General features: G+C 45.8%; 27 protein-coding genes. 24 read left to right on the top strand and 3 right to left on the bottom strand.

Annotated elements, in window-relative coordinates:
- Positions 1–50: 50 nt before the first annotated feature.
- From AC1DLI_RS20620 to AC1DLI_RS20545, 16 genes are all read left to right on the top strand, one after another.
- Entirely contained in the window at positions 51–602 is a 552-nt protein-coding gene (locus AC1DLI_RS20620; protein WP_477605919.1) for an acyltransferase, read from the top strand.
- Positions 603–701: 99 nt separating this feature from the next.
- The gene (locus AC1DLI_RS20615) at positions 702–1,688 is read left to right on the top strand and encodes a polysaccharide pyruvyl transferase family protein (protein ID WP_477605917.1); all 987 of its coding nucleotides are present in this window, start codon (positions 702–704) and stop codon (positions 1,686–1,688) included.
- A gap of 24 nt (positions 1,689–1,712) precedes the next feature.
- On the top strand, positions 1,713–3,083 hold the full coding sequence (locus tag AC1DLI_RS20610) for a sugar phosphate nucleotidyltransferase (protein ID WP_477605915.1): 1,371 nt from the start codon (positions 1,713–1,715) through the stop codon (positions 3,081–3,083).
- 32 nt (positions 3,084–3,115) lie between these two features.
- Positions 3,116–4,456, top strand: coding sequence for a UDP-glucose dehydrogenase family protein (locus AC1DLI_RS20605; protein WP_477605913.1), 1,341 nt, complete (start codon positions 3,116–3,118; stop codon positions 4,454–4,456).
- 24 nt (positions 4,457–4,480) lie between these two features.
- Positions 4,481–5,647: a nucleotidyltransferase domain-containing protein gene (locus AC1DLI_RS20600; RefSeq protein ID WP_477605911.1), complete on the top strand. Its 1,167-nt coding sequence runs from the start codon at positions 4,481–4,483 to the stop codon at positions 5,645–5,647.
- A gap of 201 nt (positions 5,648–5,848) precedes the next feature.
- The gene (locus AC1DLI_RS20595) at positions 5,849–6,664 is read left to right on the top strand and encodes an ATP-binding cassette domain-containing protein (RefSeq protein ID WP_477605909.1); all 816 of its coding nucleotides are present in this window, start codon (positions 5,849–5,851) and stop codon (positions 6,662–6,664) included.
- Positions 6,661–6,954 carry a lasso peptide biosynthesis PqqD family chaperone gene (locus tag AC1DLI_RS20590; RefSeq protein WP_477605907.1) on the top strand — a complete coding sequence of 98 codons (294 nt, stop codon included), beginning with the start codon at positions 6,661–6,663 and terminating at the stop codon, positions 6,952–6,954. Before AC1DLI_RS20595 ends, AC1DLI_RS20590 begins: the two co-directional genes overlap by 4 nt.
- Positions 6,954–7,445 carry a lasso peptide biosynthesis B2 protein gene (locus AC1DLI_RS20585; RefSeq protein WP_308998122.1) on the top strand — a complete coding sequence of 164 codons (492 nt, stop codon included), beginning with the start codon at positions 6,954–6,956 and terminating at the stop codon, positions 7,443–7,445. Before AC1DLI_RS20590 ends, AC1DLI_RS20585 begins: the two co-directional genes overlap by 1 nt.
- Positions 7,446–7,466: 21 nt before the next feature.
- Positions 7,467–9,272: an ABC transporter ATP-binding protein gene (locus AC1DLI_RS20580; protein ID WP_477605905.1), complete on the top strand. Its 1,806-nt coding sequence runs from the start codon at positions 7,467–7,469 to the stop codon at positions 9,270–9,272.
- 51 nt (positions 9,273–9,323) lie between these two features.
- Positions 9,324–11,261 carry an asparagine synthase-related protein gene (locus tag AC1DLI_RS20575; protein WP_477605903.1) on the top strand — a complete coding sequence of 646 codons (1,938 nt, stop codon included), beginning with the start codon at positions 9,324–9,326 and terminating at the stop codon, positions 11,259–11,261.
- A 27-nt stretch (positions 11,262–11,288) separates the two neighbouring features.
- Entirely contained in the window at positions 11,289–11,432 is a 144-nt protein-coding gene (locus tag AC1DLI_RS20570; protein WP_245976023.1) for a paeninodin family lasso peptide, read from the top strand.
- Between the two features lie 168 nt (positions 11,433–11,600).
- Positions 11,601–13,523, top strand: coding sequence for an asparagine synthase-related protein (locus AC1DLI_RS20565; protein WP_477605900.1), 1,923 nt, complete (start codon positions 11,601–11,603; stop codon positions 13,521–13,523).
- Positions 13,524–13,558: 35 nt separating this feature from the next.
- Positions 13,559–13,696: a paeninodin family lasso peptide gene (locus AC1DLI_RS20560; RefSeq protein ID WP_477605898.1), complete on the top strand. Its 138-nt coding sequence runs from the start codon at positions 13,559–13,561 to the stop codon at positions 13,694–13,696.
- A gap of 143 nt (positions 13,697–13,839) precedes the next feature.
- Complete coding sequence (locus AC1DLI_RS20555) at positions 13,840–13,977, top strand: paeninodin family lasso peptide (RefSeq protein ID WP_477605896.1); 138 nt, start codon at positions 13,840–13,842, stop codon at positions 13,975–13,977.
- Positions 13,978–14,171: 194 nt separating this feature from the next.
- On the top strand, positions 14,172–14,309 hold the full coding sequence (locus AC1DLI_RS20550) for a paeninodin family lasso peptide (protein WP_477605894.1): 138 nt from the start codon (positions 14,172–14,174) through the stop codon (positions 14,307–14,309).
- A gap of 115 nt (positions 14,310–14,424) precedes the next feature.
- On the top strand, positions 14,425–14,547 hold the full coding sequence (locus tag AC1DLI_RS20545; RefSeq protein WP_477605892.1) for a hypothetical protein: 123 nt from the start codon (positions 14,425–14,427) through the stop codon (positions 14,545–14,547).
- A 98-nt stretch (positions 14,548–14,645) separates the two neighbouring features.
- On the opposite strand, the gene AC1DLI_RS20540 is transcribed toward AC1DLI_RS20545, so the two are convergent.
- Positions 14,646–16,985, bottom strand: coding sequence for a golvesin C-terminal-like domain-containing protein (locus AC1DLI_RS20540; protein WP_477605890.1), 2,340 nt, complete (start codon positions 16,983–16,985; stop codon positions 14,646–14,648).
- A gap of 294 nt (positions 16,986–17,279) precedes the next feature.
- Positions 17,280–17,636 carry a helix-turn-helix domain-containing protein gene (locus tag AC1DLI_RS20535; protein WP_477605888.1) on the bottom strand — a complete coding sequence of 119 codons (357 nt, stop codon included), beginning with the start codon at positions 17,634–17,636 and terminating at the stop codon, positions 17,280–17,282.
- Positions 17,637–17,939: 303 nt separating this feature from the next.
- Here AC1DLI_RS20535 and AC1DLI_RS20530 point away from each other — a divergent pair, with 303 nt between their 5' ends.
- Genes AC1DLI_RS20530 through AC1DLI_RS20520 form a run of 3 tightly spaced genes read left to right on the top strand, consistent with a single transcriptional unit; the run spans position 17,940 to position 18,853 of the window.
- Positions 17,940–18,377: a hypothetical protein gene (locus tag AC1DLI_RS20530; RefSeq protein WP_477605886.1), complete on the top strand. Its 438-nt coding sequence runs from the start codon at positions 17,940–17,942 to the stop codon at positions 18,375–18,377.
- 18 nt (positions 18,378–18,395) lie between these two features.
- The gene (locus AC1DLI_RS20525) at positions 18,396–18,677 is read left to right on the top strand and encodes a hypothetical protein (protein ID WP_477605884.1); all 282 of its coding nucleotides are present in this window, start codon (positions 18,396–18,398) and stop codon (positions 18,675–18,677) included.
- Entirely contained in the window at positions 18,677–18,853 is a 177-nt protein-coding gene (locus tag AC1DLI_RS20520; protein WP_477605882.1) for a hypothetical protein, read from the top strand. Before AC1DLI_RS20525 ends, AC1DLI_RS20520 begins: the two co-directional genes overlap by 1 nt.
- Positions 18,854–18,896: 43 nt before the next feature.
- Here AC1DLI_RS20520 and AC1DLI_RS20515 read toward each other — a convergent pair whose 3' ends face one another.
- Complete coding sequence (locus AC1DLI_RS20515) at positions 18,897–20,111, bottom strand: hypothetical protein (protein ID WP_477605880.1); 1,215 nt, start codon at positions 20,109–20,111, stop codon at positions 18,897–18,899.
- Between the two features lie 142 nt (positions 20,112–20,253).
- On the opposite strand from AC1DLI_RS20515, the gene AC1DLI_RS20510 reads away from it, so the two are divergent.
- The 5 genes from AC1DLI_RS20510 (at position 20,254) to AC1DLI_RS20490 (ending at position 25,195) form a co-directional block, all read left to right on the top strand.
- Entirely contained in the window at positions 20,254–21,204 is a 951-nt protein-coding gene (locus tag AC1DLI_RS20510; RefSeq protein ID WP_477606122.1) for a VanW family protein, read from the top strand.
- Positions 21,205–22,146: 942 nt separating this feature from the next.
- Entirely contained in the window at positions 22,147–22,470 is a 324-nt protein-coding gene (locus AC1DLI_RS20505; RefSeq protein WP_477605878.1) for a MazG nucleotide pyrophosphohydrolase domain-containing protein, read from the top strand.
- A 112-nt stretch (positions 22,471–22,582) separates the two neighbouring features.
- Complete coding sequence (locus AC1DLI_RS20500) at positions 22,583–22,870, top strand: HesB/YadR/YfhF family protein (protein ID WP_477605876.1); 288 nt, start codon at positions 22,583–22,585, stop codon at positions 22,868–22,870.
- A gap of 285 nt (positions 22,871–23,155) precedes the next feature.
- Positions 23,156–24,058, top strand: coding sequence for a LysR family transcriptional regulator (locus AC1DLI_RS20495; RefSeq protein ID WP_477606120.1), 903 nt, complete (start codon positions 23,156–23,158; stop codon positions 24,056–24,058).
- A gap of 300 nt (positions 24,059–24,358) precedes the next feature.
- Complete coding sequence (locus AC1DLI_RS20490) at positions 24,359–25,195, top strand: transporter substrate-binding domain-containing protein (RefSeq protein WP_477605874.1); 837 nt, start codon at positions 24,359–24,361, stop codon at positions 25,193–25,195.
- The last annotated feature ends 6 nt before the right edge of the window (positions 25,196–25,201 follow it).

Raw genomic sequence — 25,201 nt, 5'->3', positions numbered from 1 at the left:
GGCGCTGGCCGTTTTCAAGGATGGAATCCCACCACATGGAGGTGAACATCATGGGAAAAAGAAAGAGAAGCCTAAAGGAATATGTCAGATATGGATACCGTATTTTGCTCGGCATGATGTTTAGAATGAAGTTGGAACAGGGAGGCAGCATGCTTCGGGTGTGCGGCAGAGTTATTGTATCCAAAGCTAAAGATTCAAAATTAATTATCGGGAAAAATGTCATTTTGCATGAAGACACTGGTTTTTATTTGGAATCGAAAAAAGCGAAGATTGAAATTGGCGATCATACATTTATTAACCGGAGATCTGAAATCAGGTGTAAAGAGCAAGTGAAAATAGGGAATAATTGCGCAATTTCCTGGGATGTATCCATAATAGACACCGATTATCATCAACTTTTTGGTTCAGAATCGACGAAGCCGGTCTTCATTGGTGATAGGGTGTGGATCGGCTGTAAATCGACGATTTTAAAAGGCATCACCATTGGTAATGGTGCCGTTGTTGCGGCGGGCTCTGTTGTAACGAAGGATGTGGAGCCCTATACGCTTGTGGCGGGAGTTCCGGCAAAGGAAGTCAAACGGAATGTGAAGTGGAGTCTCTAGGGATTGGCTTGATTCTACCATCCGGCTCGTGGATAGAAATGATTTCTAATTTTTGATCTAGCGAATGAAAGAGAGAAAACAATAAAGGAGTGGATTGTCATGAAGAGTACCCCGAATGTTCACCCTATGGATGGTCTCAAAAATAAGCTTCGCCAAATTTTGAATGTTATTCCGCCGGGCTCCAACATTTACTATATCGATATTCCCGTTCATAGCAACGGCGGCGACCTGCTCATTATGAAAGGCACGGAAACGTTCTTCAAAGACTATAATATTCGCGTCCGTGCACGCTACAGCGTGCTTGATTTTCCCGATTCGCTGATGATTCCGAAAGATCATATCATCGTGCTGCATGGGGGAGGGAACTTCGGCGACCTGTATCCGGCGCATCAGAAGCTGCGCGAGAAAATTATTACCAGCTATCCGTATCATCGGATCGTGATGCTTCCACAGACGATATTTTATAAGAAAGAGTCTGAATTTGACCGGACGGCGCAAATATTCAATGGACATAAAGATATTCATCTCTATGTCCGCGACACGTTGTCCTATCAATCTGCATCTGAGAAATTCCATAGATGCAACGTTTATTTATCTCCTGACATGGCCCATCAATTATGGCCGATCCGGCACAAAGGCAGCCCGGGCAAAGATCTGCTCAACTTCTTCCGAACGGATATTGAGAAAACGATTGAGCAGGAGAAGCTCGAATCGGCGGGCCGCGGCGATTATTTGGATTGGAACTCCTTGTATAACCGGGTGGAGCAGAAATCGATTAATCTCATTGTCAGAATGATAAAGAAAGGCAGCAGTCCACTGCCGATGCAGGCGATTTGGGGCAGGTACACCGATTATTTGGTAGATAAAGCTGTCAAGCGCTTCAGCGGCTACCAGACGGTACAGACGTCAAGGCTGCATGGCCATATTTTATCGTGCTTGATGGACAAGCCCAATACGCTGCTGGACAATTCGTACGGCAAGAACTCCAACTATTATCATACATGGACAAGCGGCATAGGGTCCGCCCAATTGATTGTGAAGAATGAAGGGCAAAAAACAAATTCAAATGCTTCGCAAATCAGTTAACTAAGATATATAGGAGGAGTCACCATGAAAATTGTTCTACTCTCAGGGGGCTCGGGCAAACGCCTGTGGCCGCTGTCGAACGATGCTCGTTCCAAGCAGTTCTTAAAGGTGCTGAGAAATTCGGAAGAGAAGCTTGAGTCGATGGTACAGCGGGTTTGGGGGCAGATTGCGAGTGCCGGACTTGGCGATCATGCTTTTATCGCAACGAGCAAGCCGCAGGTTGAAATGATTTACAACCAGCTGGGAAGCGAGATTGAAGTGATTGTCGAACCGGAAAGAAGGGATACGTATCCTGCGATCGCGCTGGCGGCTACCTATTTGTATTCGGTTAAAGGCGTCAGCCTGAATGAAACGGTCGTGGTCATGCCGGTCGATCCTTACGTTGAGGAGTCGTTCTTCCACAAGACCAAAGAACTGGACCGGGTCTTGAACGAGTCGGGCGCGGATTTGGCGCTTATGGGAGTAAAACCGACATATCCTTCGGAGAAATACGGGTATATTGTTCCGCAAAACGGGACCACGCATGACGCGCCATATATGAATGTACAAAGCTTCCGGGAGAAACCCCGCGAAGAAGAAGCAGCGGTCATGATTGAGCAGGCAGCACTTTGGAACTGCGGGGTTTTCGCATTCAAACTGGATTTCATCATTAATATTCTGCTATCGCACGGTCTTCCAATCCAATACGACGAAATGGTGAAGCAGTACGACAAGCTTCCGAAGAACAGCTTCGACTACGAGGTGGTGGAGAAAGCCAATCTAATCGTCGCTCTGCCATACGAGGGGGATTGGAAGGACCTTGGAACGTGGAACACGCTGACGGAGGAAATTGCGACACCACTGATCGGCAAAGGAATCATTACCGACAATTCAATCAACACGCATATTATAAACGAACTGGATATTCCGATTACGCTGCTTAATTTATCCAATGTCGTCGTCGCGGCGAGTCCGGATGGCATTCTMGTCTCGGACAAAGCATCAAGCCCGATGATTAAGGAGGTTATGAAGCATTCGGATCAACGTCCTATGTACGAGGAGAGGCGTTGGGGCCGTTACAGGGTGCTCGATTACTTGAAATATCCGGACGGGAAAGAAGTGCTGACCAAACGGATATGCATAGGGCCTGGCAATAATTTAAGCTACCAATACCATCTGCTTAGAGACGAGGTATGGACCGTCGTTTCCGGTAACGGGGAGATGATCCTGAACGATAAGCGGTTTCCGGTTAAGGCCGGAGATGTGCTTGTTATATCGAAACAGAGCAAGCACAGTTTGCGGGCGGAGACGGAAATGGACATCATTGAGGTGCAAACCGGGTCGGAGCTTGTTGAAGAGGATATCGTCCGGCTTGCCTTCGATTGGAATGAAATTATTGAAATATGTGCCGTATAAGTGAAGGGATTTCAATATAGGGAGTGATGAGAATGAACATTACAGTCATTGGCACCGGCTATGTCGGGCTCGTATCGGGTGTCTGTTATGCGGAGCTGGGGAATAAAGTCATCTGTGTCGACAAGGATCATGGGAAGATTGAGACACTGCAGGCTGGAGAGATTCCCATCTATGAGCCGGGGCTGAAGGAATTGGCGGATAAGAACAGTTCCGCCGGGAAACTCGCTTTCACAACCGATCTGACCGAAGCGGTGCGTCAATCGGACATTATCATTCTGGCTGTCGGAACGCCTCCGATGCCAAGCGGCGAGGCGAATATGGCCTTTATCAATCAAGCCGCCCTTGATATTGCTGAAGCGATGAACGGCTATAAAATCATCACTATAAAAAGCACGGTGCCGGTCGGCACGAACGAACGGATCCGCGATCTGATCCGCACCCGCACATCCGAGCCGTTCGACAGCATTTCGCTACCGGAATTTCTCCGCGAAGGTTCTGCCGTCAAGGATACGCTAAATCCGGACCGGATCGTCATCGGTGCCGATAACCAAGACGCAGCCGATACGATGGCCGAGCTGCATCGGCCGCTGACGGAGCAAATTATCGTGACGGATATCCGCAGCGCAGAAATGATTAAATATGCGTCCAATGCTTTCCTAGCTACGAAGATCTCGTTCATCAATGAGATTGCGAACATTTGCGAGAAGGTAGGCGCAGATGTGACGAAGGTTGCGGAAGGGATGGGCTACGATAAGCGGATTGGACAGTCGTTTCTTAAAGCCGGAATCGGTTATGGAGGCTCCTGTTTTCCGAAGGATACCAGAGCCCTTATCCAAATCGCCGGAAACGTCGATTACGAGTTCAAACTGCTGCGGTCGGTTGTGGAAGTCAATCAAGATCAAAGGTTTAATGTTATCCGCAAGCTGGAGACGATCTTTAATGGCCAGTTGCGAGGTAAGACAGTCGCGGTATGGGGATTGGCCTTTAAGCCGAATACCGATGACGTCCGCGATTCACCGGCGCTCGAAATCATTCAATATTTGGTAGAGAACGGCGTGAAGGTGAAAGCTTACGATCCTATTGCTATGGAAAACTTCAAGACTTTATACGGCAAGGAAGGCGTCATATGGTGCAATGAGGCGCTCGAAACGGCACAAGACGCAGATGCGCTTTGTTTACTGACGGAATGGGATGAATTCGCGGAAGTGGATTTGAATCTGCTGCAATCCGTTATGAAGCAGGCCATTCTGATTGACGGACGCAATGTGTTTAAAGAGGAAGATTTGCTCGGAACCGCATTCGTTTATTATTCCGTTGGCCGTCCGAGCCTGAATAAAGGCGTCAAACAGCAAATTCCTGTTATGCAATTGTAATTCTAACGATAGTGGGGTTCTGACATGATGAAAGCAGAGAAAATTGATTTAAGCGATATTTCGAATGAATTGTCATTTTTGCTATTCATTCTGCGCGACGTTCAAGAGTTGGATGAGAAGAGGATACGAGAATTCACTTCGAATCTGAAGTGGAATTCGTTTATACAATTAACCTTGCATCATCGTGTTTATCCGATCGTTTACTTGAAACTAAATCAAATCCGTTCATCTCTCATTMCTGCCGATATTATGGAGACGCTCCACTATCATTACAATTCCAATATCATTAAGATGATGCAGCTAACTAGAGAGATGAATAAAGTTTGCGATAAATTATCAGACAACAGTATACGCACCATTTTGTTGAAAGGCCCCATTCTGGCGATTCAACTTTACGGTGATATGTCGCATCGGACTTCCAAAGATCTGGATATTCTGCTCGATGTAGAAGATGTGGAAAGAGCAGAGGAAGTCATGACACAGCTTGGATATGAATTAGAGGATAAGCATTCATTAAATCATAATTGGAAAGAGAAGTTGCATCATCTTTCTTACCGTCATAAAGAACATTCTGTACAAGTTGAAATTCATTGGCGATTAAATCCTAATTCCAGTGGTTCTCATTCATTCAATCAACTGTGGGAACGTAGAAATACAGTTCATTTATTGAATCAGTCATTTTATTGCTTAGGCAATGAAGACCTGCTCTATTATCTTGCTGATCATGGTGCCAGGCATGCCTGGTTCCGATTACGCTGGTTAATGGATATCGATCGTTTAATGCCTAAAATGGATAGCGGGAAAATGCATGATTATTTTAGACAGTACGGTGGTCAATCATTTACAGGGCAAGCCTTCATATTAGCTTTCTATCTGCTTGATTCAAAGATTCCTCATTCTATGAATCAAGTGACGAATAATAAGAAGGCTCTTCGGCTAGCGAAAAAATCTTTGTTTTTTATCAAAAAGATAGTTAAATTAAACCCGGTACCAGAGAAAAGCGTCGTTTGGCATTATTTTCGATACACTCTATCACTAATGACAGGCAGGCAGAGAGCGAGGTATCTTCTGAATCACCTGGAACCTAACGTGAAAGATATGTCTCTGCTGCCGCTATATAAACCATTTCATTTTCTATATGTTCCGCTCCGGCCGTTTCTATGGTTTTGGAGAAATATCATAAATAATTAATTTTTATTTAGAAAAAAGCGACATAAAATGAATTTTCATTACGAATAGTATAAATAAATACAAAGTTTATACTACTTATTAAACGGGGTGCTTACTCTGAATTATTATCGAATATTTGGTTTGAACATTAAATGTAAAATTGTTCTGCCTGAAGCATATGAAATACATGGAATTATTTCGGAATTTGATGTAGAAATTGAATTGAATCCACCGCAGCAAGATTACCTGGATCAATTTGCATCGACGAGCTACCGCTTCGACAATGGTCGATTTCACTTTCATGTACCAGACACAGCCGTTTACAGCATTACATCCGGCAACCATATAATGGTAAATCCATACCCGGGAGCGGATGAGGCGAAAATTCGGCTTTACCTGCTCGGAACCTGTATGGGTGTACTGCTCATGCAGAGAGGGATTCTACCCCTGCACGGGAGTGCAGTCGTCATTGATGGGAAGGTTTACGCAATTGTCGGGGAATCGGGTGCCGGTAAATCGACTCTTGCCGCAGCGTTTGCTCACTCAGGATATCCATTAATGACGGATGACGTTATCGCGGTCTCCTTATCCAATGATTCGGCAGCAGCTACTGTCTATCCGTCCTATCCGCAGCAGAAGCTGTGGGAGGAAAGCATAGAACAATTAGGATTGCTTTCTCACAACTATTCATCGATTTACCAAAGGGTTAACAAATACGCGGTGCCTATACGGTCCCAATTTTGCAGAGAGCCTCTCCCTCTCGCCGGGGTAGTTGAGCTTATCAAAGCTTCCGAACCAGAACCGTCTCTTAAAGCTTATAACAGTTTAGAAGGGCTTCATGTCTTAAATGTGCATACCTATCGGAATTCCCTTCTCCATCTGTTGAACCTGCAGCAATGGCAATTTCAATCGATTGCCCGGCTTGCTTCCGGGCTCCCGGTGTACCAGCTCCGCCGCCCGGCAGACGGCTTTTCTGCCTTTAACTTGGTTGATCAAATTGTCAGTTTGACTAATAAAAGGGAGGTTGTTATTTCATGAGCGTTGAATTAATTACCGCTAACGAACTTGTTATACAGTCGGATGGTTACCTCGTAAGCGAAATGAACGGGGAGAAGATCATGCTGAGCATCGAGAACGGCAAGTACTACAACTTAGGTCAGCTCGGGGGCCGAGTGTGGGAGCTGATGGCATCCCCTGTATCCATAAAAGATATGGTTAAGCAACTAGTGACCGAGTATGAGATAGAGCCGGGAGATTGCGAACAGCAAGTTTGCAATTTCTTGCAGAAGCTTGCAGCAGAAGGACTCATACAAGTTAGGAAGGAATAATGGACTTGTATAGGAAAGCGATAAGAAAAGTTAAGAGATTTATAGCTTACCCCGCAGACTTGAAGCGGATGTATGTGGAAGCTTATTTTTATTTAGCTTTGGCGAGGGTGCTTAAGCTGCTGCCATTCGCAAAAGTAGCACCTTCTCTTGGCGAGCATATGAGGGAGACACCATATACGAGCACTATGGAGCAGGATCTCATCCATCGTAAGGTATCCAAGGCCGTTCATGCGATGAGCCGCATCACATGGTGGGAAAGTCAGTGCATGGTTAAGGCTGTCGCGGCGATGAAGATGCTGCAGCGAAGAGGAATCGCGAGTACGCTCTATCTGGGTAGCGGCAGGGATGAGACGGGGAAAATGATTGCTCACGCTTGGCTGCGCAGCGGGTCGTATTATGTAACCGGCAATGAGAGACTGGAGAGGTATGCTGTCGTTGCCGTGTTCGGGAATCACACAGAAGCTGCGGTTCTGTCGACAATTGAGCGGTAATCCGCATTAGGGGTTTTTCTTATGAAGGATTTATTCTATTTTATTCGAAAAATGCACCAGGTTTCAGGATTCCGTCTGTACCTCAATATGTTCACTACATTCGTTATCAGCTGTCTGGACGGCATCGGAATCTATATGATCGTTCCTATGCTTAGCATTATAGGTGTATTTCAAATGAATATGGATGAAGTGCCACTTGTCTCTTCCTTATTCACATTCATCGAGTCATCGTCGATCGAGTTAAACTTACCGATCGTACTAGCGATATACGTGATGATCGTAGGGGGACAAGCTTTGCTTCAGCGAAGCCAGATGGTGTTGAACTCACGGATTTTGCAGAACTTCGTCCGTTCGCTCAGGACGGAAACGTATCAGGGGCTGCTTGGGGCGAAGTGGGAGTTCTTCCTCCGCAAGAGGAAGTCGGATTTTCATCATGTCATGGTTAACGAGCTCGGACGGGTCAGCTACGGCACTTCCCTCTTCCTGCAGATGGTCACAGCCATTATTTTTACGGTTATTCAAATCGGTCTGGCCTTCTGGCTGTCTCCGTTGTTAACGGCCGTCGTGCTTATAAGCGGCGGAATACTCGCTCTATTCTCGCGCAGGTTTATTAAGAAGGCGGGACATATAGGCGATAAGACATCGGAGCTGTCTCAGAGCTATTTTGCAGGAATAAGTGATCATTTCAACGGCATCAAGGATATTAAGAGCAACAGGCTTGAACGCTCCCATATCAGTTGGTTCAACAACATGAGCAAGGAGCTGGAGAGCAACGTTAACCAATTAATACGAATCAATTCTTTGTCCCAGTTCATCTACCGGATCTCTTCCATAACGCTTATTGCCGGATTCGTCTATTTAGCTTTAGAGGTCTTCCACACGCCGGCTGAGCAATTGATTCTGGTTGTTCTCATCTTCTCGCGGCTTTGGCCGAGATTTATCGGGATTCAGTCGAATATCGAACAGCTGGCGACCAATCTTCCCGCTTTTAAAGCAATGCGTAAGCTGCAGCAGGAATATGAGCAGGAGAAGGAGCTCAACTTGTCAGGCTCTTCGGACAGGGGAAAGCAATTTCAATTGCAGGAAGGAATAGAATGCAGACAAGTCAATTACCGGTACGACCCTAAAGAGCCGGTATTTGCTCTGCGTGATATTAACGTCTATATTCCAGCGAATCGCATGACGGCTATCGTTGGTATGTCCGGTGCGGGGAAAAGCACGCTGATTGATATGCTCATGGGGCTTATTCAACCGGAGAGAGGGCAAGTGCTGATTGACGGCGTTACGCTGAGAGACGAGAAGCAGCTTCTCTCACTGCGGAGTGCAATCGGCTATGTGGCACAGGATCCCTTTCTCTTTAATGCGAGCATTCGGGATAACTTGAAGCTGGTTGACCCGTATGCCGAGGACACCGAGCTGTGGAACGCTTTGAAATTCTCAGTATCCGATGAATTTGTACGCATGCTGCCGCAAGGTTTGGATACGGTCATCGGTGACAGGGGCATCCGGTTGTCCGGGGGAGAGCGGCAGCGGATTGTACTCGCGAGAGCCATATTAAAGCGTCCCTCAATTCTAGTGCTGGATGAAGCGACCAGCGCGCTGGACAGTGAGAATGAACGGCTGATTCAGGAGGCGCTTGACCGTCTTAAGGGAAGCATGACCATTATCGTCATTGCGCACCGATTATCGACCATCCGCAATGCGGATCAGGTCATTGTCATAGAGCAGGGTGAGGTTATTCAGCAAGGCGGCTATAAACAGCTGTCTCAAGAGGCCAAAGGAAAGTTCAGACAACTGCTCAACTATCAAACAGGCGTTAACAGTTAGTTCCGACAACGAAGGCCGCTATCAAACATAACCGGAAAGATTGGAGAAATAATGAGTGCGATAACCGGTGTTTTTAATTGTAATGAAGAACCTGTATCTGTCGAAACGATCGGAAATATGATGCAAGCCTTGCAAAAATACCCTGCCAATGATGTGCGGGTTTGGCATGACCGTTTCGTATTTTTAGGTTGTCACGCGCAATGGATCACACCCGAATCGACTAAAGAACGGCTGCCCTTTTACGACGAACAACATAAGCTTGCCATTACCGCAGACGCGATCATTGACAACAGGGAGGAATTATTTAACCGGTTGCAGGTGGAGCATTTCCGCCGGAAACAGATGACGGACAGCGAGCTTATTTTGGCGGCATACCTGAAATGGGGGAAGGAAGCCCCGCGATACCTGATAGGAGACTTTGCTTTCATCATATGGGATGAGCAAAAACGCCATCTTTTCGGCGCGCGTGATCTGTCGGGAAATCGAACGCTGTATTATTATCATCATTCACGACAGTTTGCTTTTTGCACGGTGATGAATCCGCTGTTTACTATTTCCGGTGTCAAGAAGGAACTGAATGAGTCATGGTTGACCGAGTTTCTCATGATCCCTATCATTTTGGATACGATCGATGTTCACTCCACGGTTTATCATAATATCGATCAAATTCCTCCCGGCCATTCGATTACTGTGGCGGACGGAAACATTGCATTGGAGCAATACGGGACATTCATAACGCCTGGCGGGAAGCTTAAACTAAAAACAAACGGCGAATACGAAGAAGCATTTCGTGAAGTCTTTCAGGAAGCCGTTACATCGAAGCTCCGGACATACCGGAAAGTTGGTGCAAGCTTAAGCGGAGGGTTGGATTCGGGGGCTGTCGTAAGCTTTGCCGCAAACCCGTTGCGGCAGGAAGGGAAAACATTACAAACCTACAGTTATGTCCCTCCCTCTGATTTTGTGGATTGGACACCAAAAAGCTTGATTGCCGATGAGAGTCCTTATATCCAAGCCACGGTTCAACATGTAGGAAATATCGCGCACAACAATTTGGACTTCTCGGGTCGAAACTCATTTGAGGAAATGGATGACCTGCTCGAGCTGATGGAGGCGCCTTATAAGTTTTTTGAAAATTCATTCTGGATCAAAGGGATTCTCGAGCAAGCAGAGAAGCACGGAGTCGGAGTATTACTGAATGGAGGGAGTGGAAATTACACTATCTCTTGGGGTCCGGCGCTGGATTACTACGCTCAGCTTTTAAGAAAGCTGCGCTGGATACGTTTTAACCATGAACTGAAGCTCTATGGCAGAAATATGAGAATAGGGAGATCCCGATTGCTGCCCATAATCGGCAAACTGGCATTTCCATTTCTGGATCCGTCTTTTTTTTCGAAGCCTAGGTCGGATACCCCGCTTTTAATCCAACCGGATTTAGCGGAACGAACCAAAGTCTTCGATAAACTTAAAAACCATAATGTCGGATTGACCGAATTTTCAATGAACGAATTTGCGGCAAGATTCTATCAGTTCGAGAATTTGTCGTTCTTAAACCATCAGGGGACGTCATCAACGAAATTATCGTTACGTTATGCCGTCAGGGAAAGGGATCCGACCTGTGATCCCAGGGTGGTTCGATTTTGCTTATCCGTGCCTGTAGAACAGTATGTCCAAAATGGTATGGACCGCTCTTTGATTCGAAGATCGACCGAAAATTATTTGCCCGATAAAGTCCGGTTCAATCTTCGCGTTCGGGGTGTGCAGGGGGCGGACTGGATCCATCGCATGATTCCATCGTGGAGTGCTTTTACGGAAGAACTTCATCAGCTTTGTCGTGATTCCGGGGCTTCGTATTTTTTAAATGTGAAACAAATTAAAGAATCACTTTCGAAAATTGGAAACTCACCCAAACCTGAATTAGCCTTCGATCCGAATGTAAGATTATTAATGCAGAGCTTAATTGTTTACCGTTTTATAAGGCAATTTTCATAAAGCCCCGCATGAAAGGAGGTGATACAAATGACAAAGGAAATGAAGAAAGAATGGCAGCCACTGACGTTGGAGCTCCTTGATGTCAGCGCGACTATGGGTGGAAAAAATGGTGTGTATCCTGACAGAAATGGTAAAGGTAACAATAATGGTCACCCTCATGAGGACTCTTAGGATGACTTACTACTAGTCCCATTATTTTTATGGCCCTTATACTTTTATAACGTATAAGGGCCCCTCTTAACGATAAATAAGGTTTAAGTTCACGGAAGTTTTCTTTATCGTTAAGAGGGTAAAGAAGGAATAGCTGTAATCAAATATTAGTCGATGGGATGTGATTGCATGAGTGTTATTGCCGGTGTTATACAATTCGATAGGCCTCTGCATCCATCTGATGGCACTGCAGATTTCATGGAAGCTATACAGCATTTTCCAGGAGATGGTTTTGAAACATGGGAGGATACGTCGGCTCTTCTCGGCTGCCGGTTACAATGGATAACACCGGAATCGGTTAATGAACGGCTTCCTTTTCGGGATGAGCAATCCGGACTGGTTATAACCGCTGATGCAATCATTGACAATCGCGGGCAATTGTTCGAGCAGCTTGAGGTTGTGCAGGGCAAAAGAAGCAGGATGACTGACAGTGAGCTCATTCTGCTGGCTTATCTCAAATGGGGGCCGGAGACGCCGCGTTATCTAATAGGAGATTTCGCATTCGTTATATGGGATGCAAGCAGAAAACTGCTGTATGGGGCGAGAGATCAGCTGGCCAGCAGGACATTGTATTATCACCTCAGTTCAAAACAATTCTCGTTCTGCAGTGTAATCCAGCCTTTATTCTCCCTAGCGGGAATAGATAAGAGACTATGCGAAGAGAGATTTGCCGAATTTTTGGCAATACCGACGCTCTTAGATGCTGTCAATGTCCACACGACCTATTATGCAGATGTTTTGCAGCTGCCGCCGGCACACACTTTTACATTGCAAGAGGGTAAGCTTACGGTTGCAAAGTATGGTTCATTAATGCCGGAAGAGAGGCTGACCTTAAGCTCTGATGACGAATATGTGGAAGCCTTCCAGGAGATTTACCAAGAATCGGTTCGCTCCAGACTGCGTACCTTCAAGCAGGTGGGAGTTACCCTGAGCGGAGGACTCGATTCCGGCTCGGTTTCAGGTTTCGCGGCGAGGATGCTCGCCAAGGAAGGCAAGAGCTTACAAGCCTTCAGCTATATTCCTGAGCGGGATTTCATCGATTGGACGCCCAGAAGCATGTTTGCGGATGAAAGTCCTTATATTCAGTCCATCGTCGATTATGTAGGAAATATGAACGCTAACTTTTTAGATTTTCCGCGGATAAGTCCTTTTACTGAGATTGATGAATGGATTGATAGTTTGGAAGGACCTTACAAAAATTTCGAAAATGCATTCTGGGTTAAAGGCATTCATGAAGAAGCGGCGCGTCAAGGAGTAGGTATTTTGCTCACAGGCGCCCGGGGGAATTACTCCATATCCTGGGGTTCAGCTGTCGGTTATTACAGCTTGCTGCTTAAGAAACTCCAATGGCTCCAATTATACCGTGAGATTACAATGTACGGCAGACAACTGGGCACCGGTCGGAAAAGAATCGTACGCGCGATTAGACAGCAGGTTTTTCCGGAAAAGGCGGCTCCTTTTCAACCGGGGGTACCTTCCATCATTCAACCTGATTTTGCAAGGAACTCCGGGGTATTCGAGAAGCTATCGCAGTATGATGTAGGTTTGCGGGAGTCAACCTATCAAATGCTGAGGGAACGCGAGGATTATTTCAATAATCAGGCGGTTCTAAGCATGCAGGGCACCATTTCGGCGAAGTCATCCTATCGACTGGGAATATGGGAACGGGATGCAACCAGCGATGTACGCCTTATCAAATTTTGCCTATCGATTCCCGTGGAGCAATTTGTTAAAGATGGCTTCGGGCGTTCTCTTATCCGAAGAGCAACCAAGAATATTCTGCCGGACAAAGTTCGATTGAATCAACGGACACGAGGCGTTCAAGGCATGGATTGGGTGCATCGGATTATACCCCGGTGGCAGTCGATAGAAGAAGAGCTTCGTACGCTTTGCAGGGATGAGCAGGCTTCCCGCTACTTGAATCTGATGCAAGTGAAGGAATCGATGAGCAAGGTAGGTTCGGCCATTAAGCCGGAGCAGGCTGATGACCCTCACTTAAAGCTGCTTATGCGCAGCTTGATTGCCTATCGTTTTCTTAAACGGCTGCAATAGGAATACGAACTGCACTTGAAGGGAGGTGAAGTATAATGGAGAAAAAACAATGGACAGCACTTTCCATGGAAGTGATGAATGTATCGGAGACTATGGCAGGTTTCGGTGTAGCGAAAATGGACTTTACTTATGTTGATGGCAAGCTCGTAGACCTCGATGTTTATGATTCCTAGGATTCATAGATTTCTACGGCCCTAAAGCCGGAGCAGGCTGATGACCCATACTTAAATATACTTACGTACAGCTAGATAGCCTATCGGTTTCTCAAACGGCAGAAATCGGAATACGAACTGCACTTAAAAGGAGGTGAAATATAATGGAGAAAAAACAATGGACAGCACTTTCCATGGAAGTAATGAATGTATCTGAGACTATGGCAGGTTTCGGCGTAGCGAAAATGGACTTTACTTATGTTGACGGCAAGCTCGTAGACATCGACGTTTATGATTCCTAGAATTCATCGTACTTAACTGATGCACCAGAAAGCACCGCAGAGAATCGCAGCTTATGTTGTGTGACTTTACGGTGCTTTTTGTGTTCTGCTTGCCCGTAGGCACACATCCTTCTTATGCGCAGCTTGATTGCCTATCGTTTTCTCAAACGGCTTCAATAGGAATACGAACTGCACTTGAAAGGAGGTGAAGTGTAATGGAGAAAAAACAATGGACAGCCCTTTCTCTGGAAGTGATGAATGTATCAGAGACAATGGCAGGCTTTGGTATTTCGAAAATGGACTTTACTTATGTTGACGGCAAGCTCGTAGACCTCGACGTTTATGATTCCTAGGATTTATCGTATTTAATCGATTCACCGGAAGGCGCCGTAAGGATCATAGCGTAAGCTGTGTCTTTACGGCGCTTTTTTGCATTTAAAGGAGGTGAAGTGTAATGGAGAAAAAACAATGGACACACTTTCACTGGAAGTGATGAATGTATCGGAGACTATGGCAGGTTTCGGTACAACGAAACAGGATTTTACTTATGTTGACGGCAAGATCGTAGACGTAGACGTCTATGATTCCTAGGATTCATTGTTTTTAACTGATACATCAAAAAGCGCCATAGAGGACCTCAGCTTACGCTGTGATCCTCTATGGCGCTTTTTGCGTTCTGTGTGCCAAGATCAGTTCGTCGAAACAAGGAAGTTATCGAAGACAGCCGTCTGATCGTACGTTCGCAAACCGATGCTCCCGCTGGTCAAGCTGTAGTCGCTAACGCTGATTTTTTTCACGCCGTCCACATAAGCTTTAAATGAGCTTCCATTCATCTCCAGCTTAAGCAGATACCAAGTGCCTGGAGTAGCGATCATACCCGCTTCCCCGATCATGGTCCAACTATTGCCCAGTTTTTTGTAGAGTTGGACTTTATTCAGATCATAATTGATGCGCAGGGTGTACATGTAGGAGAAATCTGAATTTGCCCGGGTAACCAAGCCGGAGGAAGCATTGGCCATATGATTGTCATATGCTTTTAAGGCTACGGTTATGGTAGCGTTGGAGTAGGTCGAACCGATAACGGTTTCGGCAATGCCTGTTCCCGATTGTTTCAACACTTTATTGTCTAGAGGAATGCTGTCGTGACTGACATCATTGGTTAAAAACCAACTGCCGCTAATAGGGGTCCAGATGCCGGAACTATTGTTTTGAAAGCTGTCGCCAAATTTCTGCGGTTCAAACATGACCGCATCGGCTCTGTTGGAGCCGCCTCCAACGGTCGTCAACTTCACATATTCTTCCGGTCCGCCAGCGAAATACACTGTATCAATCAGGCGCCACTGACCGCCCGCAATAGTCGTCTGATTGATGGTTACGGTGTTCGTCACGCCATTATGATAGACCGAATATTGAGCATACTTCGTTGAACCCTGATGGTAAGGATATCGGACATACACATTGTAATATCCCGGCGCCTTCAAGTTCGGCCTCCATGTAGCCGTACTTCCAATGGTACTGCTGTAACGGGAACTGCCGCTGTAACTGCCGCCCAGCGTACTAGTCCCCCATGTTCCGGTCTCGGTATAGCCGCTGCTTTCTTCGTCGACGATGGCCCCGTTTTTCGCTTTAATTGGACCGATGATGTTGGAATACGGGGAATAGGAACCGTGAACATTTTTCGCTCTCACCCTATAGTAATAGCTTGTGCCGTCCTGAGCAGATGCATCGTCGAAAATCGGTACGGTAAACGTATGATGACGCGGCGTGGTAATATCGTCCGTCACATCGCTGCCTACTGCTGTCCATGGACCGGAAGAACTTGTCGAACGTTCAACGTCATAAGCGCTTGCCCCTGAGACACCCATCCAGGAGAGGGTATGAACGGAATCGACAGGGAACATAATTGGCGCATCAGGTGTCGGCCAAGGAGGTACGGCCAGGCCTTTCATCGAATAGGCATACTTGCGCAGCAAGTCGATGGTGGCCGATTCGTTCGCCCAATCGCCGGTTGCGAAACCGGGATAGCGCAAATAGGACCAGTCTCCAACCGGAGGCCAATGCCATCCGCCCATCTTGTGATGGTACATGCTGCCCCAGAACATGGCACCTGATGTTTGATTGTTCTGAACGATGTCCAAAAGCTGTTCGGTTTCCGTGGGGGAGTAGTCGCCGAATTCGCCAATAATCAAAGCTTTTTTTCCTTTTGTTTTATCTCTCCACTCATTGAGTTTCGTAACCGTATCGACATTGTGATATTTGTAAATGTGCGGAACAATAATATCAATATGGTTGTCATTCAGTGCATTGGTCCTTATTCCCTGTGCCCGGACATATCCTCCATCGGCTAACAGGTGGTTGGAATCGAGACTCTTTACATACGCGGCCATCTCGCTTACCCAGCTATCCGTGGAGGGAAGTTCGTTCCCCAGCTGCCAGGCCAGAATGGATTTATCGTTTTTGTACGGAATACCCGTATACGAATTAGTCCGATTAATCACATATTTAATGAAATTTTTGAAGTCCTGCTTCACGGTAGGATCGCTCCAAAAATCATTCGCCGTTTTCCCGCGGAAAGCCGACCAATCGGCAAACCCTCCGATGTAGTTGTACTTATCCACGAAAGGCACTATAAGCCGAATATTATACTGGTTTGCCAATTGAACAATTTTATCCAGTAGTTTGAATGCGCTTTCGTTATAATTATTAGGCCCTATCACATGACGAAAAGTTCCTGGGGGATCACTGCTCATTTTCACTTCGAACGGATACAAGCGAATGACGTTAATCCCTGAGCTGGCAGCAGCGCGAATCGCATCCTCGATCTCTGACGGACCAGTCCATGTTCTATTCAATAAAGGCTCGTTGGTTCCGATAAAACGAAACGTGTACGCTCCCTCCATCAACGTATCCCCGCTGCGTGTGATATAGTCTGTAAATTCCGCATGTACACGAGCCGGCCATAAATTGAAAAAAGAATCGAACGTAAGCAGCATAACGGCCAAGGTGACGAGTTTCAACCATTTGTTCATGCCATTATTCCTCCTTATTTGCACATGACCATCCATATGAACGACATCTTCAGAACTGGCGGCAGCAAAGGGAGAATCCCCCTTTATATAAGGTATGAAAGCGGATACAAAATCTTGCCTAATTTGATATATCGTACTGGTAATCATATTCACATAGCGGGCAAGATGTTCTATTCCGAATAGCGAGCGCTTTCGAAACTTGCCGGCGGACCCTAGAATGGGGTGCTTACATGTAAAAACAGGTCCGTTCATGGTGTGATTCACCATTAACGGACCTGTTAGTTAGAGAGTGGTTTATTCTTCTTTGGGTAAAGTTCGGTCACGGAGCACGCGTTCGAGCAAGCTGCGAATCAGCTCCAGATCGTCCCTTTCCAAAGGAACACCATCCCAATGAAGCTGCTCGTAATTCAAATATTCTTTTGCATTATGGTTTAGATCCGTTGGCGGCTCCGGAAATTCGGTAAGTCCTAGAAGATAATCCGCGGACGTGCGCAGCTTTCGGGAAATCGTCTGAATGGATTCGATCGTCGGCTGCCGGTAACCGGATTCATACCCCGCATACGTGCTCTTTGCAACTCCGACGTAATCGGCCACTTCCTGCATAGTCAATTTCCTCTTTTTACGCGTCTGCTTCAATCGCTTCGCGAACATCTTCTGTCCTCCTCCCGAACACCTATATGTATAGTAGTTCTTTCAGCTAAACCTTATTAGTATCCTTCTAGTAAACGCAAAGATAATTATAGCATGTTTAACAGCTGTCTGCATCTGATAGAATGATGAAACGGAAGGGGCGAATGATCTAGGACCCTAATGATTTTTGCGAGAAAACGGCAATATATGTGACTTCATCTGATAGGGGACTAAGAAGATGCTCTTCAAGCGAGTTGAAGTAGATCGTATCCCCTGGCTGTATCAAAAATTCGGTTGCTCCTACTTTATAGTTCGAGGAGCAGGATGGTAAAGCCGGCAGATCTAAACAAGGAAGAGCATGTGCTCAATATGGGATGGGGAAAGATTGCCTGGTTATACGGCGAGGAGATTGATGCAGACGGCCAAATGACATTTGGCATGGTATATATCAACGCGGGCGAAGAAAATGGTCGTCACCTGCATCCAAACTGTGAAGAAATCATTTTTGTAGAGAAGCCATTCGCAGATACTTACTCGGATGCTAAGAGCATTGCAGAGGAAGCAGAACGCAGGCAGATTCCAGTTTCCGTTAATCAGAACTTCCGGAAGCATCATAAGTTTGATTTTATACGCGGACTCATTCAGGAAGGGATTGTTGGAAAGCTGGAAGGCATTCATTTCTCCTCTCTATTTTACCGTCAGGATAAAGGTTGGAGGGTGAATACCGAGCGGCATGCGTTGGCGGTTATGTCGATTCACTAGCTTGACGGTATACGCCGCATGGCAAATTCGGAAGCGGAGTCGGTATATTACAGCGCCTATTCCTCAAATGCAGTCGATTGTATCGGGGAAACCGATGCTACGGTTCAAATCACGTTTGCTAACGGAGTTCGCGCACATTTCACGCAAAGCTTCTCTAGCCCTTTTATTAAAAATGCTTTGGTCGTTCTCGTGAGCGAGGGTGTAATAAGCTCTAATTCGGATGTGATCGGTTTGTATCGTCTCGATCTCTCAGCGTCCCGAATTGGAATCCGACGCCTGTTCAAACCTGGCAAGCGGTGATGCCGATAGAGGAAGCCGTGTTTGACGGCTTGGACCAACTGCTCGTTTGGATTGAAACGGGAATAGAGGCGGCTAATAGTGCAAGAGATAATCTGCTTTCGGTTTCCTTGCTCGATAGCGCCTATATTTCAGCCAAGGAGAATCGGGTAGTCTCGTTGAGCAACGGTTTGTTATAACACTTTAGGTTGCCGGAGATTAGAACGGCAGCCTTTGTTTATTTCATTGAATATTCGAATCCATATTATCTTCATCTGTCAAAATGTTTTGGATACGCCAAGGCGATTGCTTAGATTCGCGTTTGAAAATAAACCTATAACCGGTGTTCCGCTCAGCATGGTTTTGTTTATGAATCGTAATTGGCAATCTGATTTCTGCTGACAAGCTCTCATCGAAACCCCCATCATCTGTGTCGCTTGCCCCCTTGTATTTCGACTGTTTTTTTTCACGAATGGAATCGAGCGACTCCATTTCCTTAACGAAATACGCGAATTTCTCCTTCGAAATGCCTTCTGCAACCTGCTGAAGCAGCCCCTGATCCTGATGGTTCATTATTTCAATGAAGCTTTTAGCTAATACAAGCGGTGATGCGGAATCGAAAAATGGTTTCAAATTCCCGGCTGCCTTGTGTACCATGATCTGATGCGCCAAATCAGGAAGATCAGATTTGTGGGTACTGCTTAGATAGAAGTGAATGCAGAAATGGCCGGAGAAACCATTCTCCGGAATGCCGTCTCCGCCATGAGGCATCCCGTTCATGGAAGCCGCGATCCAAGCATCGCCTGCGTGGACAAGCACCGCTTTTCTTTTCCAGCTCCACCTGCCGTGATAGATTTGTTTCATTATGCGGCTATCATCCTTCGTTAAGGGCTGCACATCAGCATGGTCGCTGCCTGCGCGGCGCTGCACATTGAACGTCAATCCCGTTTCCAGCTCCGTTACGGAAAAGATGCTTTTGTTAGGTATGATTTGAGTCGACTGCTGCCAGGAAAGGAGCTCTCCGTAATGCTGTGTCCGCAGCGCTTCTGCTAGTCCGATGAGCTTCTCTGCCATTTTTGTCGGTAAAATCGTTCTTTCCATCTTTGTTTCATCCCATAGCTGACCGCCTCGCTCCAAACGGTAATACGTCGCTTCCGGGGACAGCAGCGTGATATAAATATCCGAGTAAACATCCACTTCAGCGTCAGAAGCTGGAACGATCTTAGCTTGGCGCAATGCTGCATTCATTTCGCGGCTCTCGATGTGAAGGTCACTTACGAATGCGGCTTGCTTTCCGGAACGGACAGTAATAATGAGGCTTTTTTGCTGCTGCGCATTGAGGGAGGCTTTTGGCTTTTGGAGTATGGATTGCGCTTGTGCGTCATGCGGATGTACCGTCAGCAGCGAGATAAGAAACGCGGTAAAAACGAATATCGTTTGCCTCCGTATAAAGTTCATTTTCGCTGCCCTCCTCCTACATCATATTTTTATTAGGTTCAACCATTTTGCTTTTAAATATGTGAAAGACCGCTCATGAATGGATAGGCCCAAAATGATTCATACTATCACGGATACTACCGTCTGGGGGAGATTAGCGACAATGGGTCTGTATTGGATTTTAGCCATATTGATGATGTTTCAGCAGGGGCATTATCCCGATCCGCTTGTCATTGAGCGAAATGGACAAGTTATTCTGGAAATGAGCCGGGCTCAGTACAGCGATTCGCGTACCGGCATACCGTTCGTGGTTCAGGATAAATTAAACAAAGGGATGGACGCGATAGACAGGCAGGTGCAGAAACCGGCTGTTAACGCGAGGCTGGACGGCGGCGGGAGAATATTGCCTGAGCATGCGGGAAGCCAGCTGGACCGAAAATTGTTTGAAGAGCAATTTTACAGCTTTATTTTTGAAGGCGGGTTTTCGCAGCTTGAGGTTCCCATGCTGACGATCTATCCAAGGGTAGACAGCGAGCTGCTCTCAACGATAAAAGTAAAAAGAATTGGCCAATATGCGACCTATTACAATTCGAATAACAAAAATCGCTCTCATAACGTTAGTTTGGCCGCAAAAGCGATTAATAATTATGTCGTATTCCCTAATGAGAGATTTTCGTTTAATGAGGTTGTTGGTAAGCGGACGAAGGAAACGGGCTATTTGCGTGCTCCGGTAATCGTAAGGGGAGAAATGTCGGAGGATATCGGCGGAGGCATCTGCCAAATTTCGTCGACGCTGTTCAACGCAGTAGACCGTGCGGGGTTGAAAATAATCGAGAGGTACTCCCATAGCCGGAATGTGAAATATGTACCGCCCGGTCGGGATGCGACGGTCAGCTGGTATGGACCGGATTTTGTTTTTCAAAACAAATATGACCAGCCGGTTCTGATCCGTGCATACGCGAGCGGCGGACAGGTCAGCATCGTCATTTGCTCGTCCGATGAGCTCCTTGTAAAAAAAAGGAAGGTGCCGAGCGCTTCGAAGAAGATCCCTGAAGAAGAGAAACTAGAAATGGACGCAGGCGGGTTGGAGCGGGATACGAATAAAACAGATTAAGAAGATTGCCGAGGACGGCAGTCTTCTTTTTTTTAGTTTTGTAATTTGTATGGGGTATATTCGTATTCGGCTTATTCTTGTATTTTGGGGAAGGATAAGGGACATAGGCGGAATGATTACAAAGCAGCTCCTGCATCCCTTACTATATAAAACAACTGGAATAATGGACGATAGTTATGTTCATCCCTTTGCTGCTTCTTCTCCAATCCACCTCTAATCAACCACCAAACTACCTCCAATCAAGCACCAAACTACCATCAATCAAGCATCAATCAACCACCAAACTACCTCTAATCAAGTACCAATCAACCATCAATCAAGCATCAATCAACCATCAATCAAGCATCAATCAACCATCAATCAACCATCAATCAAGCATCAATCAGCCACCAATCAACCACCAAACAACCACGAAACTACCACCAATCAACCATCAAACTACCCCTAATCAAGCTCCAATCAACCATCAAACTACCTCTAATCAACCATCAAACTACCTCTAATCAGCCACCAATCTATCTCGCCTCCTACGCTGCAGTTTCTACAATGTAATCCGTGCTAAATCGCCATTTATCTCACTACAAAGCAGTTTCTGCAATGAAACTGCGTCATGGAGCAATTTTAGGGCGTGTTGGGAGAATTCTGTTGTACTTACTGCATTGTAGCTCATGTGGTCGGGTGCTACGTCAGGTTTTTGTTGTAGAAAGTGCAGTAGAATATGTAAGCACCAAAGCTGGGATTTGCTAATGTGGAACAATGCTGCGGAGGTTGTGTTTAGAATGCCGGCACTGCCGGAATTTTCTAAGGAAATGCAGCAGGGGCCAAATTAGTTAAGAAAGTTCTTGAAGGATCCATTGCTTATTAGGCAGGTTTGCGCGGTAACGGATAATTGCTATAGTTATACTATCTGAGAGGTTATAAGTAATGATGAGGTGAGGACAAATGACGTTGTATAAAAAATTGGTGCGTGATGGGATTCCACAAATAATCGAGTCTAAAGGAGAAAAATGTATTTACGAAATTTTAGACAACGAGAAATATGCAGTAGAGTTACGAAAGAAATTAGATGAAGAAGTTTTAGAGTATATAGAGGCAGCGAATGTGGAGGATGCAACTGAAGAACTAGCAGACGTGCTAGAGGTAATCCATGCTTATGCTTCAATTCACGGAGTTAGCCTCGAAAATGCAGAGACTATGCGATTGAAGAAGGCTTCTGAAAGAGGCGGATTTGCTAACAAAGTTTTTCTTGTTGAGGTATTGGATTAATTCTTATCATCCTTTATTTTCACTGAACATATTTGTAAATTTGTTAGTGTTGACATCGGTTCGCATATTCGTAATGATGGAATAGAATAGGTAGTGGAAGGAGATGACCGCGATGAATTTAGTGGTAGAGCAGTCAGCGGCTCGCTGGTATAAGCAGGAAATGGGTTTGACCGTTGGTGACTCGATTCGCATCTATGTCCGTTTGGGCGGCTGCGGCAGTGTTCATCCAGGGCTTTCGCTTGGCGTCACCAAGGATGAGCCAAGAAGCATTGGACTTCGCGAGGACATAGATGGCATAACGTATTTTATAGAGGAAGATAACTTGTGGTATTTAGAAAATAAATCGCTGCGGATTTCTTTTGACGAGAAGTATGAAGAAATTATTATGACTGTAGAATAACAGCAGTCGGATAATTCCAGCTCATTCTTCTCTGCATTGGCCTAAATAAAAGTCCGCTAGATACCCCGTAAGGGGTATTTTTTCGTTTAATCCCTTAGGAGATTTAGCAGCGGATACGGAGCATGACACGGTACCGCCGTGCGTGGCAATGATCGCAGCAGCACTAGAAAAATGCGGCATGCTGCTTTGAAGACGATTTGACAGCCAGCCCTCTCATTTGTTATTTTTAAACTAATAAATTCTTATTGGATTAGTTGGTTTAAATGGATTGAGGGGGTGAAGGAGATCAATATTGAAAATATCGAAGCATTCGTCTACGTCATTCATTGCGGCAGTTTTAATAAAGCAGCAGACGCGTTGTATTTATCGCAGCCTTCCGTAACGGCTAGAATTAAATCGCTTGAACAGGAGCTTGATTGCAAGCTGTTCGACCGGCAGGGAAAACAGATACAAATAACGGAGGATGGGAAGCGGTTTTTGCCCTACGCGCAGCAGCTGCTGCTTATCTATCAGAAGGGCAAGCTTCATATCAATCAGAAGAAGTCGTCTCCCGACGAGTTCCGAATTGGCTGTACCGTATCCGTCTCCAATTATGTCATTCCGGATTTATTGCCTCGCTTGAAGCAAAGGTTTCCGAATACGCAATATAAAATCGTAACCAGCACGACGGATGAAATTATGAATAAGGTGCTAGGCAAGGAAGTCGATATTGGTTTTGTTCGCAACGTGAACCATCCCAGCCTGCAATCGACGAAGTTCTATGAGGATCCGATCCGGCTGTATGCCTATGACGGGCATCCTTTTTTAAGGACGGAGAGCGTGACGATCGAAGCGATTGCTGAGCAGCCGCTCGTATTTTTTGAGTGCGGCTCTTTAGATTGGCTGCGCATCCACCGTATTTTCGAGCATCTCGACATGCCGCCCAATATTCAAATTCAAACAGACAATTCTGAGCTGGCTAAGAAGCTGGTCATCCAAAAGGCGGGCATCGGTTTTCTCCCCGATTTATGCGCCCAGCAGGAAATACGCGAAGGGAAGCTTTATCAGATCCGTGTTCCGGAGACGGAAGGCATTTCCTTGCAAACCAATCTCATTTCGCATCACGGAGAGCATCTCGCGTTTCTTGACGCAATTACAGAGATAGGAAAGCAGTTAGCTGAGATGAAGCTGGGCTTATCGGTAAATTGAAAGCTTTTATAGAAATGCTCTATTATCCGAAGAGCTGCACTCATGGTAAAATTAGATTGTCAGTAAAGCCGATTGAAATAGTGTGATTAAATATGTTCATCCGCTGCTCCTTCTGAAGCAGCGGTTTTTTATTGCCGAAACCACCGATCAGACAAATCGATTTACTTATAGAAGATCTCTATAAGAATTAGGATTGACGAATTCTATATTCAGGTGGTAAAGTGAATTCAACGTTAATCCTTACTTAACAGGTAGGAATTATAAGGATTCGAATTACATCATACATTGGGGGAAAAGAAAATGAAAAAAGCTTTCTTTTTATCAATCGCAATCGTTATGGCACTAACTCTTGCAGGCTGCGGCAGCAACAAAAACAACACTGGCGCCGATGCGGAAGCAGCAAGCGGAAATGCCTCGAAAGAAGTAACAAAGATCGTCGTAGGCACGGGGACACAATTCCCTAACGTTTGCTTTATTGACGAGAACGGTAAGCTAACCGGCTTCGATGTTGAGTTGGTTAGAGAAATCGATAAACGTCTGGCCGACTACGAATTTGACATCCAAACGCTTGAATTTACAAACCTTCTGCTGAGCTTGGAAACGAAAAAAATCGACCTGGTTGCTCATGAAATGGAGAAAAATCCGGAACGCGAGCAAAAGTATTTGTTTAACACGGAGCCGTACGCGCACTGGAGAAACAAAATTATCGTCGCAAAGGACAATGATTCCGTTCAAACGCTTGATGATCTAAAAGGCAAAAAAGTGTTGACGACGGCAACGAGCGCGCAATCGACCATTCTTGAAAACTATAACAAAGAAAACAATAACGCCATTGAAATCGTGTACCAAAACGGCGGAGCTAACGATTCCGTAGCACAAGTAACCTCCGGCCGCGTGGACGCATTTTTGGCAGCCGACTTCACGCTATCGCTTATCGATTCAAAGCAAGAGCTTAAAGCAGTAGGACCGGCGCTTAGCGAAGCAGACATTTTGTTCATGTTCCGTAAAGATGATCCGGAGCAAAAGAAACTTTCCGACGCGGTTGACGGAGCGATTAAAGAGCTTAAAGCCGACGGTACGCTTGCAAAGCTTAGTTCTGAATGGTTAGGCAACGACTTTACTTCCGAAGAAAAATAAACGCGG

This window comes from Paenibacillus sp. 01T443 (assembly GCF_056398325.1).
The sequence above is the reverse complement of the archived record's forward strand: the minus strand, read 5'-3'. Positions and strand labels throughout refer to the sequence as shown.

What these genes read in the sequence shown, in the direction of transcription:
- AC1DLI_RS20620 (WP_477605919.1), top strand. Translation starts at nt 51, where the DNA reads ATGGGAAAAAGAAAGAGAAGCCTAAAGGAATATGTCAGATATGGATAC.
- AC1DLI_RS20615 (WP_477605917.1), top strand. Translation starts at nt 702, where the DNA reads ATGAAGAGTACCCCGAATGTTCACCCTATGGATGGTCTCAAAAATAAG.
- AC1DLI_RS20605 (WP_477605913.1), top strand. Translation starts at nt 3,116, where the DNA reads ATGAACATTACAGTCATTGGCACCGGCTATGTCGGGCTCGTATCGGGT.
- AC1DLI_RS20590 (WP_477605907.1), top strand. Translation starts at nt 6,661, where the DNA reads ATGAGCGTTGAATTAATTACCGCTAACGAACTTGTTATACAGTCGGAT.
- AC1DLI_RS20585 (WP_308998122.1), top strand. Translation starts at nt 6,954, where the DNA reads ATGGACTTGTATAGGAAAGCGATAAGAAAAGTTAAGAGATTTATAGCT.
- AC1DLI_RS20580 (WP_477605905.1), top strand. Translation starts at nt 7,467, where the DNA reads ATGAAGGATTTATTCTATTTTATTCGAAAAATGCACCAGGTTTCAGGA.
- AC1DLI_RS20575 (WP_477605903.1), top strand. Translation starts at nt 9,324, where the DNA reads ATGAGTGCGATAACCGGTGTTTTTAATTGTAATGAAGAACCTGTATCT.
- AC1DLI_RS20570 (WP_245976023.1), top strand. Translation starts at nt 11,289, where the DNA reads ATGACAAAGGAAATGAAGAAAGAATGGCAGCCACTGACGTTGGAGCTC.
- AC1DLI_RS20565 (WP_477605900.1), top strand. Translation starts at nt 11,601, where the DNA reads ATGAGTGTTATTGCCGGTGTTATACAATTCGATAGGCCTCTGCATCCA.
- AC1DLI_RS20560 (WP_477605898.1), top strand. Translation starts at nt 13,559, where the DNA reads ATGGAGAAAAAACAATGGACAGCACTTTCCATGGAAGTGATGAATGTA.
- AC1DLI_RS20555 (WP_477605896.1), top strand. Translation starts at nt 13,840, where the DNA reads ATGGAGAAAAAACAATGGACAGCACTTTCCATGGAAGTAATGAATGTA.
- AC1DLI_RS20550 (WP_477605894.1), top strand. Translation starts at nt 14,172, where the DNA reads ATGGAGAAAAAACAATGGACAGCCCTTTCTCTGGAAGTGATGAATGTA.
- AC1DLI_RS20545 (WP_477605892.1), top strand. Translation starts at nt 14,425, where the DNA reads ATGGACACACTTTCACTGGAAGTGATGAATGTATCGGAGACTATGGCA.
- AC1DLI_RS20540 (WP_477605890.1), bottom strand. Translation starts at nt 16,985, where the DNA reads ATGAACAAATGGTTGAAACTCGTCACCTTGGCCGTTATGCTGCTTACG.
- AC1DLI_RS20535 (WP_477605888.1), bottom strand. Translation starts at nt 17,636, where the DNA reads ATGTTCGCGAAGCGATTGAAGCAGACGCGTAAAAAGAGGAAATTGACT.
- AC1DLI_RS20530 (WP_477605886.1), top strand. Translation starts at nt 17,940, where the DNA reads ATGGTAAAGCCGGCAGATCTAAACAAGGAAGAGCATGTGCTCAATATG.
- AC1DLI_RS20525 (WP_477605884.1), top strand. Translation starts at nt 18,396, where the DNA reads ATGGCAAATTCGGAAGCGGAGTCGGTATATTACAGCGCCTATTCCTCA.
- AC1DLI_RS20520 (WP_477605882.1), top strand. Translation starts at nt 18,677, where the DNA reads ATGCCGATAGAGGAAGCCGTGTTTGACGGCTTGGACCAACTGCTCGTT.
- AC1DLI_RS20515 (WP_477605880.1), bottom strand. Translation starts at nt 20,111, where the DNA reads ATGAACTTTATACGGAGGCAAACGATATTCGTTTTTACCGCGTTTCTT.
- AC1DLI_RS20510 (WP_477606122.1), top strand. Translation starts at nt 20,254, where the DNA reads ATGGGTCTGTATTGGATTTTAGCCATATTGATGATGTTTCAGCAGGGG.
- AC1DLI_RS20505 (WP_477605878.1), top strand. Translation starts at nt 22,147, where the DNA reads ATGACGTTGTATAAAAAATTGGTGCGTGATGGGATTCCACAAATAATC.
- AC1DLI_RS20500 (WP_477605876.1), top strand. Translation starts at nt 22,583, where the DNA reads ATGAATTTAGTGGTAGAGCAGTCAGCGGCTCGCTGGTATAAGCAGGAA.
- AC1DLI_RS20490 (WP_477605874.1), top strand. Translation starts at nt 24,359, where the DNA reads ATGAAAAAAGCTTTCTTTTTATCAATCGCAATCGTTATGGCACTAACT.